The 18,452-nt window shown below is 69.0% G+C and carries 20 protein-coding genes; 12 read left to right on the top strand and 8 right to left on the bottom strand.

Translation table 11 applies throughout. The features are described 5' to 3' along the window. Positions 1–208 precede the first annotated feature (208 nt). The 5 genes from ABT313_RS21940 to ABT313_RS21920 all read left to right on the top strand — a co-directional run bounded on the left by ABT313_RS21940 (position 209) and on the right by ABT313_RS21920 (position 3,778). Positions 209–637, top strand: a complete 429-nt coding sequence (locus tag ABT313_RS21940) for a universal stress protein (RefSeq protein ID WP_350856676.1) — start codon at positions 209–211, stop codon at positions 635–637. Between the two features lies 1 nt (position 638). Beyond that, a complete protein-coding gene (locus ABT313_RS21935; protein ID WP_350856673.1) occupies positions 639–1,259 on the top strand; it encodes an HhH-GPD-type base excision DNA repair protein in 621 nt (206 codons plus the stop codon). 201 nt (positions 1,260–1,460) lie between these two features. Then, positions 1,461–2,777 carry an RNA polymerase sigma factor gene (locus ABT313_RS21930; protein WP_350856670.1) on the top strand — a complete coding sequence of 439 codons (1,317 nt, stop codon included), beginning with the start codon at positions 1,461–1,463 and terminating at the stop codon, positions 2,775–2,777. Beyond that, entirely contained in the window at positions 2,777–3,055 is a 279-nt protein-coding gene (locus ABT313_RS21925; protein ID WP_350856668.1) for a DUF6412 domain-containing protein, read from the top strand. The genes ABT313_RS21930 and ABT313_RS21925 overlap by 1 nt, the downstream gene beginning before the upstream one ends. A 45-nt stretch (positions 3,056–3,100) precedes the next feature. After that, positions 3,101–3,778, top strand: a complete 678-nt coding sequence (locus ABT313_RS21920; RefSeq protein WP_350856665.1) for a YidC/Oxa1 family membrane protein insertase — start codon at positions 3,101–3,103, stop codon at positions 3,776–3,778. Positions 3,779–3,829: 51 nt separating this feature from the next. Here the strand turns inward: ABT313_RS21920 and ABT313_RS21915 are convergent, their stop codons facing one another. Further along, the gene (locus ABT313_RS21915; protein ID WP_350856662.1) at positions 3,830–4,417 is read right to left on the bottom strand and encodes a hypothetical protein; all 588 of its coding nucleotides are present in this window, start codon (positions 4,415–4,417) and stop codon (positions 3,830–3,832) included. A gap of 107 nt (positions 4,418–4,524) precedes the next feature. Here ABT313_RS21915 and ABT313_RS21910 point away from each other — a divergent pair, with 107 nt between their 5' ends. Genes ABT313_RS21910 through ABT313_RS21900 form a run of 3 tightly spaced genes read left to right on the top strand, consistent with a single transcriptional unit; the run spans position 4,525 to position 7,581 of the window. Further along, complete coding sequence (locus ABT313_RS21910; RefSeq protein ID WP_350856659.1) at positions 4,525–5,670, top strand: ROK family transcriptional regulator; 1,146 nt, start codon at positions 4,525–4,527, stop codon at positions 5,668–5,670. A gap of 11 nt (positions 5,671–5,681) precedes the next feature. Further along, positions 5,682–6,524: a sugar phosphate isomerase/epimerase family protein gene (locus tag ABT313_RS21905; RefSeq protein ID WP_350856656.1), complete on the top strand. Its 843-nt coding sequence runs from the start codon at positions 5,682–5,684 to the stop codon at positions 6,522–6,524. A 1-nt stretch (position 6,525) separates the two neighbouring features. Beyond that, a complete protein-coding gene (locus ABT313_RS21900) occupies positions 6,526–7,581 on the top strand; it encodes a Gfo/Idh/MocA family protein (protein ID WP_350856653.1) in 1,056 nt (351 codons plus the stop codon). Between the two features lie 105 nt (positions 7,582–7,686). Here the strand turns inward: ABT313_RS21900 and ABT313_RS21895 are convergent, their stop codons facing one another. Further along, positions 7,687–8,496: an aminoglycoside phosphotransferase/kinase family protein gene (locus tag ABT313_RS21895; RefSeq protein WP_350856650.1), complete on the bottom strand. Its 810-nt coding sequence runs from the start codon at positions 8,494–8,496 to the stop codon at positions 7,687–7,689. A 75-nt stretch (positions 8,497–8,571) separates the two neighbouring features. Between ABT313_RS21895 and ABT313_RS21890 the strand changes: the two genes are divergently transcribed. Both ABT313_RS21890 and ppk2 read left to right on the top strand, forming a co-directional pair. Beyond that, positions 8,572–9,198, top strand: a complete 627-nt coding sequence (locus ABT313_RS21890; RefSeq protein WP_350856647.1) for a class I SAM-dependent methyltransferase — start codon at positions 8,572–8,574, stop codon at positions 9,196–9,198. Between the two features lie 42 nt (positions 9,199–9,240). Next, positions 9,241–10,149 (top strand): polyphosphate kinase 2, encoded by a 909-nt coding sequence (gene ppk2 / locus ABT313_RS21885; protein WP_350856645.1) that lies wholly within the window; start codon positions 9,241–9,243, stop codon positions 10,147–10,149. 5 nt (positions 10,150–10,154) lie between these two features. On the opposite strand, the gene ABT313_RS21880 is transcribed toward ppk2, so the two are convergent. Continuing rightward, a complete protein-coding gene (locus ABT313_RS21880) occupies positions 10,155–10,943 on the bottom strand; it encodes a class I SAM-dependent methyltransferase (RefSeq protein ID WP_350856643.1) in 789 nt (262 codons plus the stop codon). Positions 10,944–10,960: 17 nt separating this feature from the next. Here ABT313_RS21880 and rox point away from each other — a divergent pair, with 17 nt between their 5' ends. Then, complete coding sequence (gene rox / locus ABT313_RS21875; RefSeq protein ID WP_350856641.1) at positions 10,961–12,397, top strand: rifampin monooxygenase; 1,437 nt, start codon at positions 10,961–10,963, stop codon at positions 12,395–12,397. Here rox and ABT313_RS21870 read toward each other — a convergent pair. The 4 genes from ABT313_RS21870 to ABT313_RS21855 all read right to left on the bottom strand — a co-directional run bounded on the left by ABT313_RS21870 (position 12,387) and on the right by ABT313_RS21855 (position 15,761). Further along, positions 12,387–13,883, bottom strand: coding sequence for a sensor histidine kinase (locus tag ABT313_RS21870; RefSeq protein ID WP_350856638.1), 1,497 nt, complete (start codon positions 13,881–13,883; stop codon positions 12,387–12,389). The genes rox and ABT313_RS21870 overlap by 11 nt on opposite strands. Beyond that, positions 13,883–14,584, bottom strand: a complete 702-nt coding sequence (locus tag ABT313_RS21865; RefSeq protein WP_350856635.1) for a response regulator transcription factor — start codon at positions 14,582–14,584, stop codon at positions 13,883–13,885. The genes ABT313_RS21870 and ABT313_RS21865 overlap by 1 nt, the downstream gene beginning before the upstream one ends. A 66-nt stretch (positions 14,585–14,650) precedes the next feature. Further along, positions 14,651–15,175 carry a DUF5666 domain-containing protein gene (locus ABT313_RS21860; RefSeq protein ID WP_350856633.1) on the bottom strand — a complete coding sequence of 175 codons (525 nt, stop codon included), beginning with the start codon at positions 15,173–15,175 and terminating at the stop codon, positions 14,651–14,653. 112 nt (positions 15,176–15,287) lie between these two features. Further along, positions 15,288–15,761 (bottom strand): DUF456 domain-containing protein, encoded by a 474-nt coding sequence (locus ABT313_RS21855; protein WP_350856630.1) that lies wholly within the window; start codon positions 15,759–15,761, stop codon positions 15,288–15,290. 53 nt (positions 15,762–15,814) lie between these two features. On the opposite strand from ABT313_RS21855, the gene ABT313_RS21850 reads away from it, so the two are divergent. Next, positions 15,815–17,830 carry an amylo-alpha-1,6-glucosidase gene (locus tag ABT313_RS21850; RefSeq protein ID WP_350856627.1) on the top strand — a complete coding sequence of 672 codons (2,016 nt, stop codon included), beginning with the start codon at positions 15,815–15,817 and terminating at the stop codon, positions 17,828–17,830. Here ABT313_RS21850 and ABT313_RS21845 read toward each other — a convergent pair. Further along, entirely contained in the window at positions 17,788–18,411 is a 624-nt protein-coding gene (locus ABT313_RS21845) for a LysE family translocator (protein WP_350856625.1), read from the bottom strand. The two genes, ABT313_RS21850 and ABT313_RS21845, sit on opposite strands and share 43 nt — an antisense overlap. Positions 18,412–18,452: the final 41 nt, after the last annotated feature.

The raw sequence follows: 18,452 nt of genomic DNA, 5'->3' as shown, positions 1-18,452 counted from the left end.
GGACTACAGGGGTGGCGCGTTGGGTGACAGCCCTGCAAAGGTGTGGCCACCGGAAGGTTAGGCGGGCCCGCCGCGGGTAGTACTCGGGCACCGGCAGCCCTCCGTCACCGCCGCGACACAACAGGTGCAAATGCAGCGGATGCCGACCGCGGTCGGGAGCAGTATCGTTCGAGACGGGTCGACACACACCCGGAGGTGAGGCAGGGCGATGACGACCATCGTCGTGGGTTATGTGCCGAAGGCGGAAGGCCGTGCGGCTCTTCGGCGAGCAGCAGAGGAAGCGACGCTGCGCGACGCGAAGTTGGTAGTGGTGAACTCGCACCGGGGCGGACGCAGCTTCGACAGCGACGAGGCTGCGGCGAGTGATGCCGCTTTGACGGAAGTACGGGAGCAGCTCGATTCCACCGGCGTGCCCTACGAGGTGCGGCAGCTGGTGCGCGGCCTGGACCCGGCGGAGGACCTGGTGGCCGTCGCCGAGCAGGTGCATGCGGAGTTCATCGTGATCGGGCTGCGGCGCCGCTCACCGGTCGGCAAGCTGATCCTCGGCAGCAACGCGCAGCGGGTGCTGCTCGATGCTCCGTGTCCGGTGCTTGCCGTCAAGGCCGAGCCTGAGTTGTCTGATGGGGAGGAGGACTGAGGTGACTTCGACACGCAGCAGGAAATTGTGCCTCGCACAGCAGCCCGACGCCGACGAGATGTTGAGCAGAGATCCGTTCGCCTTACTGGTCGGGATGTTGCTGGACCAGCAGATCCCGATGGAGCGCGCGTTCGCGGGCCCGGTGGCGATCTCGAAGCGGATGCTGGGACCGTTCGACCCGGCCACGGTGGCGCACTACGACCCCGACGCGTTCGTCGAGGTGGTGGCCGGTCCGCCGGCGGTGCACCGGTTCCCGACCGCGATGGCGGCGCGGATCCAGACCCTGGCCAAACACCTGGACGAGCAGTACGGCGGTAACGCCTCGGCCCTGTGGTCCGATGTCAAGTCGGGGGACGATCTGCTGGCCAGACTGTCGGCCCTGCCGGGCTTCGGCGCGCAGAAGGCGAAGATCTTCGTGGCGTTGCTCGGCAAGCAGCTCAAGGTCCGCCCGCGCGGGTGGCGCGAGGCGTCCGAGCCGTACGGCGAGGACGGCGCGTTCAAGTCCGTCGCGGATGTGATCGACGTGGCATCGCTGGTGCGGGTGCGGCAGTTCAAACAGGAGCAGCAGGTGGTGCGGCAGCGGGTGGTCGCACGTCCGCTGCGGCAGACACGTAACGGTTGAGAAACGACGCCGCACGACCCCCCGGAAAAGGCTTCTCCGGGGGGTCGTGCGACGCGTGGCCTTGGTTCGCGGATTACAATGGACTGTTGCCGCCGCCTGACCAGCGAGCAGCCACACAAAGCAGTGCTCACAGACTCAGCAATACCCGAGCTTCATCAGTCGTACCGCCGTACAAACCCTGCGTCAGACGAGAGGTAATTCGTGTCGTCCAGCTCGTCCGAGAATCTTCCCGCCGAGCCGGCCCGGGCCGTGGCCGCCACCGCCCGCAGCACGGCTCCGAGGACCAGCGCCCGAGTGACCGATCCCGCTGCCAAGAAGGCGGCCGCCAAGAAGGCGGCGGTGAAGACCGCCAGTACCAAGGAGGACGGTATCCCCGCGAAGAAGGCCGCTGCCAAGAAGGCTCCGGCGAAGAAGGCAGTGTCCGAGGCGGGTCTGGCGATCGACCCGAAGACCGGGAAGCCGCGCGCTCTCGACGAGGTGGACGAGTCCGACTTCCAGCCGGACGCGGTCAAGGGGCTGGAGAAGGAGCTCACCGAGGACCAGGGCTTCATCGTCTCCGAGGCCGACGAGACCGACGAGCCCGAGCAGCAGGTGATGGTGGCCGGCGCCACCGCCGACCCGGTCAAGGACTACCTGAAGCAGATCGGCAAGGTCCCGCTGCTGAACGCCGAGCAGGAGGTCGAGCTCGCGAAGCGGATCGAGGCCGGCCTGTTCGCCGAGGAGCAGACTGCCGACGAGGCCGCCAAGCTCAAGGAGAAGGTCCGCGACGAGTACGAGTGGATCTCCGAGGACGGCCGCCGCGCCAAGAACCACCTGCTCGAGGCCAACCTGCGCCTGGTGGTGTCGTTGGCCAAGCGCTACACCGGCCGCGGCATGCTGTTCCTGGACCTGATCCAGGAGGGCAACCTCGGTCTGATCCGCGCGGTGGAGAAGTTCGACTACACCAAGGGCTACAAGTTCTCGACGTACGCCACCTGGTGGATCCGGCAGGCGATCACCCGCGCGATGGCCGACCAGGCCCGGACGATCCGGATCCCGGTGCACATGGTCGAGGTCATCAACAAGCTCGCCCGCGTCCAGCGGCAGATGCTGCAGGACCTCGGCCGGGAGCCCACTCCGGAAGAGCTCGCCAAGGAGCTCGACATGACCCCGGAGAAGGTCATCGAGGTGCAGAAGTACGGCCGCGAGCCGATCTCGCTGCACACCCCGCTCGGTGAGGACGGCGACTCCGAGTTCGGCGACCTGATCGAGGACTCCGAGGCGATCGTGCCGGCCGAGGCGGTCTCGTTCACGCTGCTCCAGGAGCAGCTGCACGCCGTCCTCGACACGCTGTCCGAGCGCGAGGCCGGCGTGGTCTCGATGCGGTTCGGTCTGACCGACGGTCAGCCGAAGACGCTCGACGAGATCGGCAAGGTGTACGGCGTGACTCGTGAGCGGATCCGCCAGATCGAGTCCAAGACCATGTCGAAGCTGCGGCACCCGTCGCGTTCGCAGGTCCTGCGGGACTACCTGGACTGATGACGATGGGGCAGGTGCTCGCCGGCGTATGGACGCTGGCGATGCCTGCCCTCGGCCCGGAGTCGGGTCTGCTGGCCGTCGCCGTGTTCACGGCGGCGGCCGTGCTGTTTCTCGCGGTCCAGGTCGCCGTCGCCCGGACCGCGGCCCAGCGTCCGCTCGCATCCCCGCTCCCGGCACTGGTCAGCGCCGCCCGGGCCAACGCGCGCCGCACGGCGTACCTCTCGCTCCGGGATCCCGACCTGCCCGGTCGGCCCCGGCCACGAGCACCGGGACAGTAGCGCTCTTCCTCGCTACCTGTTCCTTCTCACTCGTGGAGTTCTGCTGTGCCTTCTTTCCTGGAGGCACCGGTCGCCGGTGCCTATCACTTGCTCACGTCCCTCGTCTCGACCCTCCAACCGCTGACCGGCGCGTACGCCGCGGTGATCGCGATCGTGCTGTGCACCCTCGTCGTCCGGCTGTGCCTTGTCCCGTTGAGCGTGCGCGCCCATCGCGGGCTGAAGGCACGCGCGGCGATGATGCCGCAGCTGAAGCAGCTGACCGAACGCCATCGCGGCAACCCCGAACGCCTGCAGCGTGAGCTGGCGAAACTGCAGTCGGAGTCCGGTACGACGATGTTCGCGGGATTCCTGCCGACGCTCGCGCAGCTGCCGTTCTTCTGGCTGATGTACACGCTGTTCTCCCGCACGATCGTCGCGGGGGAGTCGAACCAGCTGATCAGCGGCAGCCTGCTCGGTGCGCCGCTCGGTGTGCACTGGCCGATCGTCGCCGGCACACCGGCGTTTCTCGTTCTCGCGGTGTTGCTGGCGGTGGTCGCTTGGTTCTCGGCCCGCCTGCAACTCCGTCAGCTCGACGAGACGGCCACGCCGATGTCCCGCAGACTCGCCCGGTTGCTGCCGTTCGGGACATTGCTCACCGCGGCCTTCGTGCCGCTGGCCGCCGGCCTCTACCTGTTGACGACGACAGCGTGGACAGTCGTCGAACGCACCGTCCTGCAGCGCTGAGGCCGGGCCGGATCGTTGCTCGAGGCTACGGTCTGGAGCGCGGTCCGGCGGTCAGCGCGCCGTGTCCTGCCCGCTGGATCCACGGGGCTGCGGGCGTCCGCCGACGCGGGCGGCCGCGCCGTCCGCAGCGATCGGCTGCCTGCCGGTGGAGCGCGGGGACCCGCCCGCGCTGGGCATCGGTCCCACCCGCCGCTCCATCTCGACGGCATGCTGATAGCGGGCCTCGACCCAGGCCTCCGCCCGCAGGACCTCGGCGAATTGCTCACCGCCGGCCTCGGTGGAGCCCAGCCGCGACATGATCTCCTGCACGCGACCGCCGACGTCCTGTCCGATCTGCCACTCGTTGCGGCCGTCTCGACTGGAGAAGCGGCCGAGGTAGGCATCCACGCCGAAGAGGTTCCGCTCTCGCTGCGCGACTATGCCGTGCAGCTGCTCGCCGGTCGTGTACCTGCCCAGGTCGCCGGCCGCCGTCCCTTCCGGCAGGGCCTCGAGGAGTTGCGGATAGTCACGGACCGCGGACTCGAGGTCCGTGCCCGGGTAGGCGATCATGACCCGGGCGACGCCGTACGCGGGCCGGCCCTGGAGCTTGAGCCGCAGATCGTCCGACAGCGGCCGGAAGTCGTAGTCCTTGGAACTCACCAGGACAGCCTATGTCCTGCCCGGGTCTCCGCCGCAGACTTCGTTGCGGCCTCCAGGATGTTCTGATAGCGTCTTTAATAAAGCCGGTTGCATAACAGGTGAGGCCGATGGACGCTACCCGTGGGGCCGCTCAGGCGGAGCGGTCGGCCAATCAGGTGGCGTGTCTGCGGTTCCTGGCCGAGGCCGACGACGCGCAGACGGTCGGAGCGATCAGCTCGGAGACCGGCCTGTCGCGACCGACGGTGCATGCGGTTCTGGAGGATCTGCTCGAGCTGGGGCTGGTGGTGGCCACCGGGCCGGCGAGCGTGGGGCCGGGGCGGCCGGCGCGGGCCTTCCGGTTCGACCGTGAGGCAGGCCTCGTCGCCGGTGTGGATCTAGGTCCCCGGGGGACTCGGGCGGTCATCTGCGATCTGTCCGGTCGGCGTCTGGCCTATGCCGAGCAGAAGCTCGATGGGAGCGCCGAGGTCTCGCTGATCCAGCGCGCGCTCCAGGCCGCGGCGGACGAGAACTCGATCGAGCTCGAGCGGCTGCGTGCGGTCGGCGTGGCACTTCCCGGTGTGATCGAGGCGAACGGTCACCTGCGGGCCAGCCTCGCGCTGCCCGAACTCGTCGGCTTGCCGATCGCAGACCTTCTGTCGAAGGACCTGGACCGTCCGGTTGCCGTGGACAACGACATCAAGCTGGCCGCACTCGCCGAGCAGCGCGGCGGCGCCGGCCTCGGGTACTCCGATGTCGTCTACCTGCAGATCGGTCGGCGGCTGTCGGTGTCGATCGTCCTGAACGGAGTCATCCGCCAGGGACGCCATCGCCTGGCCGGGGAGCTCGGAGCGCAGCGCGGGATGCGCTGGACGCGAAACGCGCAGCGGGGGCAGTTGATCTGGAGCTCGCATCCGACCGCTGAGGCCGTGCTGACGGCGGCAGCCGGCGGAGACCTCGACGCGCAAGCCGAGATCGAGGACTTCTGTGCGCAGATCGCCGGGCGGATCGCGACCGTGCTGCTGACCGTGGACCCGGAGGTCGTCGTGGTTCGCGGCGGGCTCGCGCGGGACAGCGGCGTCCTGCTGCGGCCGCTCGTCGCCGCGGTCGAGAACGAATTGGTTTTCCCCGAACGTCCACCGTTCGTCGCCTCGGCTCTGGGGCGTGAGGCGGTGGTGCTCGGGGCGGTCGGCAACGCGTTCGACCGGTTCGGCTCGGACATCTACGGCGTCAAGGACTACCCGAGTCCGTGGCATCGCATTCCCCTGAACACCTGAGAGGACCACAAGTGAAGCTCGGAGTCAGCTCGTACTGTTTCCGCTCGCTGATGACCAGCGGCGAGATGGACCTGATCGCGGTCCTGGACTGGGTGGCGGCATCCCCGGCCGGACACATCGAGGTCGCCGCCATGGACGGCGAGTACTACCTGGACAACCCCGACGTCGTCAACGCGACTGCCAAGCACGCCGAGAACATCGGCGTACCGATCGTGAACTACCTGGTCAGCGGCGACCTGCGGACGGCCGACGGCAAGGAGATCGACCGGCTCCGCCGGCAACTGGATGTCGCGCACCGGTTCGGCGCCCGCATCTTCCGGCACGACGTCGCGCCGTGGTCGTGGCGTGAGCAGGACCCGGGCGAGTTCGAGACGACGTTCGCGCAGGTCGTGGAGGGTTGCCGCGCGGTCGCCGACCACGCGGCCGAGCTGGGCATCACCTCGACGATCGAGAACCACGGCTTCTTCATGAACGGCAGCGACCGGCTGGCGCGGCTGGTGCACGCCGTCGACCGCCCGAACTTCCGCGTCACGCTCGACCTCGGCAACGGTCTGTGCGTCGGCGAGGTGCCCGGCAAGACCGCCGCCGGCCTGATCGACGTCGCCGCGTCGATCGGCGTGAAGGACTTCCACATCCGCCGGTCGGCCGGCGACGGCTGGCTGAAGACGCTGGCCGGCGACTACCTGCTCGGCACGATCACCGGCCACGGCGACCTGGACATCGCTGGGCTGCTCGCGCTGGCCGCCACCAAGCCCGACGTACCGGTGAGCCTCGAGTTCGAAGGCCTGGAGTCGACTCCGGCCGCCATCGAGCGCTCGCTCAACAACATCCTCCGACTGGCAGGAGCTGCCTGACATGACGACCCGCATCGCAGTGATCGGGGTTGGCGCGATCGCGACCCAGCACCTGATCTCGTACCAGAAGAACCCGCAGGCCGAGCTGGTGGCCGTGTGCGACATCGACCAGACGCGGGCGAAGGCGCGCGCCGACGAGTTCGGCGTACCGCGGGCCACGGATGTCGTCGACGAGATCCTCAACGATCCCGGCGTCGACGCGGTCAGTATCTGCGTACCGAACCTGCTGCACGCCAAGATCGCCGAGGCGGCGCTGCGGGCCGGCAAGCACGTCCTGGTCGAGAAGCCGATGTCGGTGACCGTGGCCGAGGCCGAGGCGCTGGTCAAGGCGACCGAGGAGACCGGAAAGGCCCTGCAGATCGGCTACGTACGGCGGTTCGCCCCGAACGCCCTGGTGACGAAGCGTTTCCTGGACGAGGGCGAGTTCGGCGACATCTACGCCGCGCGGGCCACCATCATCCGCGCGGCCGGTAACCCCGGCGGCTGGTTCGGCGACGTCAACGTGTCCGGCGGTGGCCCGCTGATCGACCTCGGCGTGCACATCATCGACCTGTGCTGGTACCTGATGGGCATGCCGACGCCGGTCTCGGTGTCCGGTGCGACGTTCTCGCCGCTCGGTGCGCGCGACAACATCCAGCACCTGACCCGGTACCGGGCCGCGTCCGAGACCAAGGTGAACAACGTCGAGGACTACGCGACCGCGCAGATCCGGTTCGAGGGCGGGGCGGTCCTCGACGTGGACACGTCGTACTCGCTGCACGCCCGGAACTCGACGAGCGTGAAGATCCACGGCGACAAGGGCGGCGCCGAGATCGAGCCCGAGCTGCTGATGATCACCGAGCGGCACGACACGCTGCTGCACGTCCAGCCGCAGATCGACTCGCTCGGGTTCGACTTCCAGGTCGGGTTCGCGAACCAGATCGACCACTTCCTGCAGATCTGCCGCGGTGAGATCCCCGCCGACGCGACCGCCGAGCAGGGTCTGGAGATGGCGCGGATGCTGTCGGCGATCTACGAGTCCGCGCGGATCGGCGCCGAGGTGACGATCACTCGCTGACCAGGCGCCGCGGCTGAACCTGGTCAGGGGCGGTCAGGTTCAGCCGCGGTCAGCCGTCCGACGCGGCTAACGCGTGTGGTTGGGGCGTGGGCTCAGGCGGGTGGTTCAGGCGAGCAGGGCGGTCGTGATGGTGTCGGCGTGCTCGTCGAGCCAGGCCTGGCGGTGCCGGATCGTGTCGCCGACCCCTTCGCTCCACATCCGCTGCCAGCCGCCGCCGAGCGTCTCGGCGCGGAACCTCATCATGTGCCAGGCCCGCGCGTCCCGGGCCATTGCGAGCTCCATCAGCCGCCGCCGGTCCGGCTCGGACAGGCCGTAGGCGTCGGCGAGCAGCCGGCACCGCCGCGGCCGGTCGAGACCGCGCAGTTCGGGATCGAGATCGGTGTCCTCGCCGAACGGCGCCCACCACAGCATCAGGTTCACGACCTCGCCGGCCCGGCTCACCGGCCGGACCAGGTCGAAGTCGATCAGCGCGAACGCGCGTCCGTCGCGGAAGATCACGTTCTCCGGTGTCACGTCCTGATGGCCGATCAGCTCCACCGGGTCGTCGACGGGCGGCAGCCCTGCCGGCTCGATGAGCGCCGGCAGGTTCGGCGGGATCCCGAAGCCTTCGATCGCGTCGTGGTACGCGCGCAGCAGCCGCGCGACCGACACCGCCCGCTGCTCGTCGGCGATCCACGGCGGCCGCGGCCGTCCGGCGACCTCGCCCTCGACGTACGTGAGGGTCTGGCGGCCTGCGGAGTCGACGCCGAGGTAGCGCGGTGCTCCGTCGAAGCCGGCCTTCTCGAGGTACAGCAGCACGTCCCGGACCAGCTCGTCCCGCTCGGCCGGCGGACGCCGGACCGTGTCGCCGACGCGGACCAGCCCTTCGGTCACGTCACCGCCGACCAGTGGAATCTCCTCGCCGTCCTCGATCACCGCGGTCCTCCTCGTGATTTGCCGATCCGGCAAAGATGTTTGCGTGTTGTTCTCGGGTCAACGCAGCATCTTCACATGACGACCGAGGAGCTGTCCGAGAATTACTGGAATTCGTTCTACGCCGAGCGCGACCAGATCTGGAGCGGCCGGCCGAACGTCGTCCTGGTGGACGAGGTGTCCGGCCTGACGCCGGGGCGCGCGCTCGACCTCGGCTGCGGCGAAGGCGCGGACGCGATCTGGCTCGCCGGACAAGGCTGGACGGTGACGGCTGTCGACATCTCCTCGGTCGCGCTCGAACGAGCGGCACAGCACGCGAAGGACGCCGGGGTCGACGACCGGATCGACTGGCAGCGGCACGAGCTCGGCCTGTCGTTCCCGGAGGGCTCCTTCGATCTGGTGTCGGTGCAGTTCCTGCATTCGAAGACCGAGCTGCCGCGGGATGCGATTCTGCGCAGTGCGGCGGGTGTGGTCGCGACTCACGGCGTACTGCTGATCGAGGGACACATGGGGTTCCCGCCGGGGGAGCACAACCCGCACCCGGACATCCACTTCCCGACGCCTGACGAGGTGATCGAGAGCCTCGACCTGGCGGACGCTGAGTGGGAGACGCTGGTCAGCCGGGTACACGACCGCGCGCAGGTGATGCGTGACGGTGAGCTGATCAATCGTCGCGACTGCACGGTCAAGCTCCGCCGACGGTAGGCTGTTCACCTGGCAGTCATCCGGGGAGCTGACGCTGAAGGCATGAACACCCCTGACTTGGTTCAAGAGCTCGGCTTTCGTGTCCTCGACGAAGAGGACGACGATCCGGTGCTGCTGCGTGCCGACGGTACGCCGGTCGACACCTGGCGCGAAGGCTATCCGTACGGCGAGCGGCTGCCGCGGGAGATCTACGACCGGGACAAGCGGCTGCTCCAGATCGAGCTGCTGAAGCTCCAGTACTGGGTGAAGCGTTCGAAGCAGCGGCTGGTGATCGTGTTCGAGGGCCGCGACGCCGCGGGCAAGGGCGGGACGATCAAGCGGTTCATGGAGCACCTGAACCCGCGCGGCGCGAGCATCGTCGCCCTCGAGAAGCCGACCGACCGCGAGCAGTCCCAGTGGTACTTCCAGCGGTACGTCGCGCACCTGCCGGCCGCCGGGGAGATGACGCTGTTCGACCGCTCCTGGTACAACCGCGCGTGCGTCGAGCACGTGATGGGGTACTGCGACCAGGAGCAGTACGAGGAGTTCATGCGGCAGGCGCCCGAGTTCGAGCGGATGCTGGTCCGGTCGGGGATCCTGCTCGTCAAGCTGTGGTTCTCGGTGTCGCAGGCGGAGCAGCAGACACGGTTCACGATCCGCCAGATCGACCCGGTGCGGCAGTGGAAGCTCTCGCCGACCGACCTCGCCTCGCTGGACAAGTGGGCGGCGTACACGGAGGCGAAGGAGGCGATGTTCCACTACACCGACACCGACCACGCTCCCTGGACCGTTGTGAAGAGCAACGACAAGAAGCGCGCGCGGCTGGAGGCGATGCGCCACGTCCTCAGCCTCTACGACTACACCGACAAGGACGTGGAGCTGGTCGCCCGCCCCGATCCCAAGATCCTCGGCCCCGCCGCGCAGGTCCTCGAGCACGGCGAAACCGCCAACCGCACCTTCCCCAAGCTGTAGCGAGCTCAGGCGGGCTTGCGGCCCCAGGCGGTGATCATCGGCGCGAGCATGAGATCGAGGTCGCCGCCGGCGAGGTTCGCCAGGTGGGTCTCGATCTCTTCGGGTGTTGCCAGGTTTGCAGCCAGGAGCTCGTCGCGGACGTGGTGGACCGTGGCCGATTCCAGGACCGCGCAAGCCCGCGAGGCGATGGGGAAGTAGGCCTCGGCACGGACGTCTTCGAGGTCTGACTCCCGCAGCAGCCGGGGCAGCGTGCGTCCGTAGGCGAAGTCGGCGCCGCGCTCGGCCATCAGCGCTCGCATCTGGGCGCGCAGCCGGTTCGCGAGCGCTTCGGCCGGGCCGCGTTCGTCGGGGCAGGCGAGTGGCTGCAGGGCCGGGTCGCCGTCCTCGATCACCAGCCATCCACCCGGCCGGAGCGCGTCGATCATGGTTCGCATCGCGGCCGCGCGGTCCTTCAGGTGGACGAGCACGAGCCGGGCATGGACCAGGTCGAACTTCTCCGCCGGCGGCGGATCGCGGAGTACGTCGTGCCGGCGTACCTCGAGCACGCCGCCGGCCGCAGGCTCGGCCCAGGACACATCGATGTCCGTGGCAAGCACCCGGCCACTCGTCCCGACACGCTCGGCCAGGCCACGCGGCACCGAGACGCCGCCGGCGCCGACCTCCCAGCACCGCCATCCTTCGCCGAGCCCCAGGTCGTCGAGGTGACGAAAGGTCCACGGGTCGAAGAGTTCGGCGAGTGCCCCGAATCGTTCGCCGGCCTCGGGACGACGATTGTCGAGCAGATAGCGGTTCACTGCACCAGTATGGCGGGGTGGATATCTTCGATGTAGTCATCACCGGGTGCGGCCCGACCGGTGCGATGCTTGCCGCCGAACTGCGGCTGCACGGCGTCCGCGTACTCGTGGTGGACAAGCAGACCGAGCCCGCATCCATCGTCCGGATCGTCGGACTGCATATTCGCAGTCTCGAGGTGATGGCCATGCGCGGTCTGCTGGATCGCATGCTCGAACGCGGCCGGAAACGTCCGGCCGGTGGTTTCTTCGCCGCGATCGACAAGCCCGCACCGGCGGACCTGGATTCCGCGCACGCCTATCTGCTCGGCATCCCGCAGCCAGTCGTCGTCCAGATCCTCGAGGAACACGCGATTCAGCGGGGAGCCGAGGTACGGCGTGGTTCCGCTGTCGTCGGCTTTGTCCAGGACGACGACGGCGTGACGGTCGAACTGGACAGCGGGGAGCAGGTGCGTTCGCGGTACCTCGTAGGTTGTGACGGCTCACGCAGTACGGTCCGCAAGTTGCTCGGTGTCGGCTTTCCCGGCGTACCCTCGCGCAACGAGACGCTGATGGGCGAGCTGGAGCTGGATGTGTCGTCGGACGAGCTCGCTGCCAAGGTCGGCGAAGTCCGTGAGACCTACAAGACCTTCAGCATCACGCCGTTCGCGGACGGGGTCTATCGCGTCGTCATCCCCGTCGCGGGCGTCAGTGATCGCGGCGAACCGACGCTCGACGATTTCAAGAAGCACCTGAGCGCCCTCGCCGGGACCGACTTCGGCGCGCACTCCCCGCGGTGGTTGTCGCGCTTCGGGGACGCCACTCGGCTGGCCGAGCGTTATCGGATCGGGCGCGTGCTGCTGGCTGGCGATGCCGCGCACATCCATCCGCCGACCGGCGGGCAGGGCCTCAACCTGGGTATTCAGGACGCCTTCAACCTCGGCTGGAAGCTGGCCGCACAGATCCGCGGCTGGGCGCCGGAGACGCTCCTGGACACCTACGAGACCGAACGCCACCCGGTGGCCGCCGCCGTCCTGGACAACACCCGCGCGCAGATGGAACTGCTGTCCGCCGAACCAGGCCCCCAGGCCGTACGTCGATTGCTCACCGAGCTGATGGACTTCGACGACGTGAACCGCCACCTGATCGAAAAGATCACCGCGATCGACCTCCGCTACGACTTTGGCGACGGCCCCGACCTGCTAGGCCGCCGCCAACGCGACATCCAGACCGAGCACGGCAACCTCTACAACGTCCTGCACCAAGGCCGCGGCCTGCTCCTCGATCGCACCGGCCACCTCACCACCGACGGCTGGTCAGACCGAGTCGACCACCTCACCGACCCGACCGCCGCAGTAGACGCCCCCGCTCTCCTCCTACGCCCCGACGGCCACATCGCCTGGCTGGGCAACAACCAGCAAGACCTGAACACCCACCTGACCCGCTGGTTCGGCGCGAGCGAGGACGCTACTGGTTGAGGGGGAGATAGATCGTGAAGGTGGCGCCGTGGGGTTGGGTGTCGGTGGTGGTTACTCGGCCGTTGTGGGCGGCTACCAGGGCGGCGACGATCGAGAGGCCGAGGCCAGAGCCGCCGGTGGTGCGGTTGCGGGCGGTGTCGGCTCGGTAGAAGCGTTCGAAGACTCGGGCCTTCTGTTCGTCGGAGAGACCGGGGCCGGTGTCGCTGACCTCCAGGACGGCTTCGTTGCCTCGGGTGCCGACCGAGACGGTGATCGGCGCATCCACCGGAGTGTAGTTCAGTGCGTTGCTCACCAGGTTGCCCAGCACCTGCCGGAGGCGGGCTTCGTCGCCCTCGACGACGGGAGCTTCCGAGTCCGGAAGGATCGTGAGCGAAAGGCTCCTAGAGGGCTGGATGGCCTGGGCGTTGTGCAGCGCGTCAGCGGCGATCGGGAGTAGGTCGACGGATTCCATCCGAAGCGGGCGCTGCTGATCCAGGCGCGCGAGCAGCAGCAGGTCGTCGACGAGCAGGCCCATCCGCTTGGCCTCGTCCTCGATCCGGCGCATGGTGTCCGAGTCCGTCGTGTCACCACGCTGCCGCGACAACTCCGCGAACCCGCGGATCGACGTCAGCGGCGTACGCAGCTCGTGCGACGCGTCCGCCACGAACCGCCGCATCCGGTCCTCGGACTGCCGGGCAGCCTCTTCCGAACGCCTGGCCGTGTCCTCGGACCGTCGAGCCGCGAACTCCGACGCCGTCCGCTGCGCGAAGGCAGTCTCGATCTGACCGAGCATCTGGTTCAGCGCGAGTGACAACCGCCCGACCTCGGTCCGCGGGTCCCGTTGCGGCACCCGCCGGCTCAGATCCCCGCCCGCGATTGCCACCGCGGTGTGCTCGACGTCCTCGAGTCCGCGCAGACTTCGCCGTACGACGTAGGTCCCGACGCCGGCCAGCAGCACCAGGAGGATCACTCCGGCCGCGACCTGGATCCCGACCAGGCGCTGGATCGTGTGGTCCATCTCCTTGAGGCTCTGGGCGACCATGACGGACCCCTGCTCGTCCTCCGTCGGCACTGCCAGGACCCGCCAGGTGGCACCGCCGGACTGGGCGTCGACGTTGAACGACTTCCCGTTGAGCGCGCGGACCTGGTTCAGGTTGAGCGTCGGCAACTTCGGCAGCGGCTCGGTCTCATCCGGCCGCGCGCCGACCGGTCCGTTGTCGCTGCCGCCCTCGGAGTTGCTGAACTGGACCACGAACTGGCTCGGCAACTGCCGCCGCGCCGGACCCGCGCCCGGTGGCAACGGCCGCCGATCGGACGGCGCGTGGGACAGCGACACGGCGGTCTGCTGCAGCTGCTCGTCGACCCGGTCGATCAGGTACCCGCGCATGATCGTCGTCGCCAGTACGCCGGACGCGCCCAGAGCGACCATCACCAGCGCGAGCAGTACGACGACGATGGTGACGCGCAACGGGTACCGGTCGGCGAACCGCCGGTGGGTCAGTTGCATCAGTTGGGGCCTCGCGGGGTGCGCAGGACGTAGCCGACCCCGCGGACGGTGTGGAGCAGCTTCTGGTCGCCGGTGTCGACCTTGCGGCGCAGGTACGACATGTACGACTCGACCACGCCCGCGTCACCGGCGAAGTCATAGTTCCACACCGCGGAGAGGATCTGGCCCTTCGACATCACCCGCTCCGCGTTCTCCAGCAGGCACCGCAGCAGCTTGAACTCGGTCAGCGACAGCTGCACCGCCTGACCGCCCTTGAACACCTCGTAGCTGTCCTCGTTCAGCTCCAGGTCCGCATAGCGCAGTACGGCGGCCTCGGTTGCGGTCTGCTCGCGGTGACCGGACCGGCGGAGCAGTGCGCGCACCCGTGCCACCAGCTCGTCCAGGCTGAACGGCTTGGTGACGTAGTCGTCGCCTCCGGTCTGCAGGCCCAGCACCTTGTCTTCGACAGCGTCACGGGCGGTGAGGAACAGCACCGGCACGTGCCGGTCCTCACCGCGGAGCCGGCGGACCACCTCGAACCCGTCCAGGCCAGGCATCATCACGTCGAGCACCACCAGGTCGGGCTCCACGTCCCGCGCCTTGCGCAGCGCCTCGGCGCCGTGGGTCGCCGTGGTCACGTCGTACCCGGCGAAACGCAGACTTGCGGACAGGAGCTCAACGATGTTCGGCTCGTCGTCGACCACCAGCAGATGCGGACTCATGCTGACAGTCTGCCGCGAGTTCCCATGTGAACCCTGGAAGGTTCCTGGCAATCAGCTGTGAGTCACTCAGCGTGGCCCGTGCTTGAACCCCCACTTCTGACCGGCCGCGTCGCGGGCGGAACCGTCGTTGATCATCGTCGCGGTCGCGGTGTTGTCCGCCACCACCGCACTCACGTTCACCGTGCTGCCGGTCTTGATCGACGCGATGCCGTCCCGGGCGGAGTTCACCAGCGTGTCCGCGTCGACCTTGTACGTGCGGCTGTAGCCGTCCTCGCTCTTGACCGTGATCGAGTCCTTGCTGACCGCGGTCACCGACCCACGCTGCGTCGCGACGGTCTGGTACCCGCCGCCGTCCTTCGGTACGACGAACTCGCCGTGCAGCGCGCCGCCGAACCCGAACTCACCACGCGGCCCCAAGCCGCCCTTGCCGGGCCGGTCGGGTTGTTGCTGCCCCGGCGTGGACGGCGACGCCGAGGGTGACGGGGTCGGATCCGCGTTGGTCGCCGCCCAAGCGACCCCGCCGGCGGTAGTCGTCGCGGCAACCGCGGCCACGGTACCGATGAGCCGCCATCGCTTCTGCGAAAGCTTCATCCTGCTGCGCCTTCCGTACTGCGTGCCAGGCCGGACACCTGGCACTGGGTCTTCTCACCCTGCCTCAGCGAACTGTGACGGGGCTCCGGTGCGGCTAAGAATCAGCTGGCAGTCAGATAACGAAGAGCACGGCGGCCAGCCAGACGGCCGCGGCCAGCGAGGTGCCGATCAGCTCGATCAGGATCGAGACGCCGGTCTCCCTCAGCGCGTGCTTGGTGGAGGTCCAGGCGGCGGCGTGGGTGCGCAGCCGCTGCAGCTCGGAGACGTAGACGCCGACCGGGAAGCCGATGAACATGCCGATCACCGGGATCACGAAGAACCCGACGATGCCGAGCAGGACCCCGACGATCATCGAGCGGCGCGGTACGCCGGCCTCCCGGAGCCGCCGCTCCGGTACGACGTACTTGACCACCTGACTGGCACCGATCAGGACCACGGTGATCGCGAACACGATCCACCCGGTCGCGCTGTGTTCGACGATCGCCCAGACCAGGATCGCCGCCAGGCTGAGGATGGCCCCGGGCAGGATCGGCACCACGATGCCCACGATCCCGACGAAGATCGCGATCCCGACCAGAACGGTCACACCTGTCTCCACACCCCCACTCTGCCGCAAAAGCAGGGCCTTAGGGTGGAGGCATGTCGTCTCCGCTGCACGAACTGGTCACCGCGCTCGCCGCCCCGTGGGTGGTGCTCTCGCCGCGATCCGGTCAGCTGACCGGCACCGGCGCCGAGGGGGTGTACGCGCGGGACCGGCGGATCCTGTCCCGGCTGAGCGTCACCGTCGACGGCCGGGAGCCGGTCCCGGTCCACGTCGACGAGCGCGACGCGGCCACCCATCAGTACGTCGCGATGGTCGAGGGCCTCGGCGACACCCGGCACGACCCGACCGTGATGCTGTACCGGACCCGGACGGTCGGCGACGACGGCCTGACCGAGCAGATCACGCTGGTGAACCGTTCCCGCGCGGCGATCGAGGGCCGGCTGGATGTTGCCCTAGGCACCGATCTGGCCGGTACGGCGGCGGTCCGCAGCGGCGCCGCGGCGAGCCTGCCGCAGCTCGCCCCGCTGCCGGACGGACCCGGCCGCACGCGCTGGGAGAGCGACGACACGCGCGTCGTCGTCACCGCCGACCCCGGCGTCACGGCGACACCCCGGCTCGAGCCGGGGGAGGAGTTCACGATCACCCTCCGCGTCACCGCCGACTTCCCGAAGTCGACCACCGGCTTCTCGATCGAGCCGCCCGCCGAGCGCACGCCGTACGACGTCACCGTCCACTGCGACGACAAGCGTGTCGAGCGCTGGTTCGACCGCTCACTCGAAGACGTCGCCGCACTCCAGCTGGCCGCCGGTGACGACCGGTACCTCGGTGCCGGCCCGCCCTGGTACCTCACGCTCTTCGGCCGCGACTCGCTGATCTCGTCCGGCATGCTCATCCCGGTCGACCCGGCCCTCGCCGCCGGCACTCTCCGCGCGCTGGCCGCCTGGCAAGGCACGAAGGTCGACGCCGAGTCGGCCGAGCAGCCCGGCAAGATCCCGCACGAGCTGCGCGCCGAGGTGGCCGATCACGGCGGCGGTCTGGTCCTCCCTGCGGCGTACTACGGCACGCACGACGCGACCCAGCTGTGGATCATGACACTGCACAAGGCCTGGCGCTGGGGCATGCCCGCCGACCAGGTTCGCGACCTACTGCCGAACCTGCACCGCGCCCTCACCTGGATGAAGGAGTACGCCGACCCGGACGGCGACGGCTTCCTCGAGTACGTCGACGAGTCCGGCCACGGCCTGGCCAACCAGGGCTGGAAGGACTCCGTCGACGCGGTGCAGTGGCCCGACGGCACGCTCGCCACTGCGCCGATCGCGTTGTGCGAAGTACAGGGCTACGCGTACGCCGCCGCCGTGAAGGGCGCCGAACTGCTCGAGGCGCACGGCGAGTCCGGTGACGAGTGGCGCGAATGGGCGGTCGCACTCCAGGAACGCTTCCGCAAGACGTTCTGGATCGACGGCTACCCGGCGATCGCGCTGGACGGTGCGAAGAACCCGGTCGCCGGCCGCGCTTCGAACATGGGCCACCTGCTCGGCACCGGCCTGCTCGACGCCGACGAGGAGCAGGTCGTGGCGGAGGTCCTCGCCGGCGACGATCTGAACAGCGGCTTCGGGCTGCGAACGTTGTCCACGGCAATGACCCGCTTCAACCCGCTCGGCTATCACACCGGCAGCGTCTGGCCGCACGACACCGCGATGACGGTCCAGGGCCTGTTCGCGACCGGCCAGTCCGACGTTGCGGCGTCGTACGTCGAGGGCCTGATCCGCGCGGCGGACGCGTTCGGCTACCGGCTCCCGGAGTTGTACGGCGGCCGCGGGACGAGCGAGGAGCACACGCCGACGCCGTACCCGCTGTCGTGCCGCCCGCAGGCCTGGGCGGCTGCGTCCGCGGTCGCCGTACTCGTGGCCGCGCTCGGCATCGAGCCGGACGTCCCCGGCGGGACGCTGGTCATCAATCCCGCGGAGTCGATGCCCTGGAATGCCCTTGAGATAAGGGGTTTGCGTGTCGGCACGGACACGTTGTCCGTGCGCCTCGACGGGGCCGAGCTCACGGTGCTCGAGGCGCCTCAGAGCGCGGTGATCAGCGCGAACGCCGACAGCCCGAGGTAGATCGTCGCGACGACCAGGTTTCGCGCGCGTCCCGTCGTACGAGCCGAGCGGAAGCGGCGGCCGATCGCGTCGGCGCCGACCGCGTACGAGAGGTCGAGGACGAGGCCGATCAGCATCGCGCCGACGCCGAGCAGCAGCATCTCGGTGCGGAGCTGATCCGGTCCCGCGCCGCGGGTCGTGAACTGCGGCAGGAACGCGAGGAAGAACAGGGCGGCCTTCGGGTTCAACAGGTTGACGACGACACCGTCGCGGAACACGCGTCCCAGCGACGCGGGCGCGACGCCGTTGAGCTCGGACGCCGAGGCCGTGAGCGTCTTGATGCCGAGGTAGGCGAGATACAGCGCGCCGGTGACGGTGATCGCGGTGAACAGCGTGGGGGAGGCCTGCACCAGTGCGGCCAGGCCGAGGGCTGTGACGATGATGTAGACCAGCGTCCCGGTCTCGACGGCGAGCGCCGACACGACGCCGGCGCGGCGTCCCTGCGTGAGGCTGCGGAGCGAGATGTAGAGGTTGTTCGGCCCCGGCATCCCGACCAGCACGACTGTCGCGCCGGTGAACCCCAGCACCTGACCGATTCCCATACGGACTAGCCTGGCGGCGCGCGAAGCAGTCCACCCGAGCC

Source organism: Kribbella sp. NPDC000426 (assembly GCF_040300265.1).
Classification (GTDB): domain Bacteria; phylum Actinomycetota; class Actinomycetes; order Propionibacteriales; family Kribbellaceae; genus Kribbella.
This window is presented reverse-complemented; position numbering and strand designations above follow the sequence as displayed.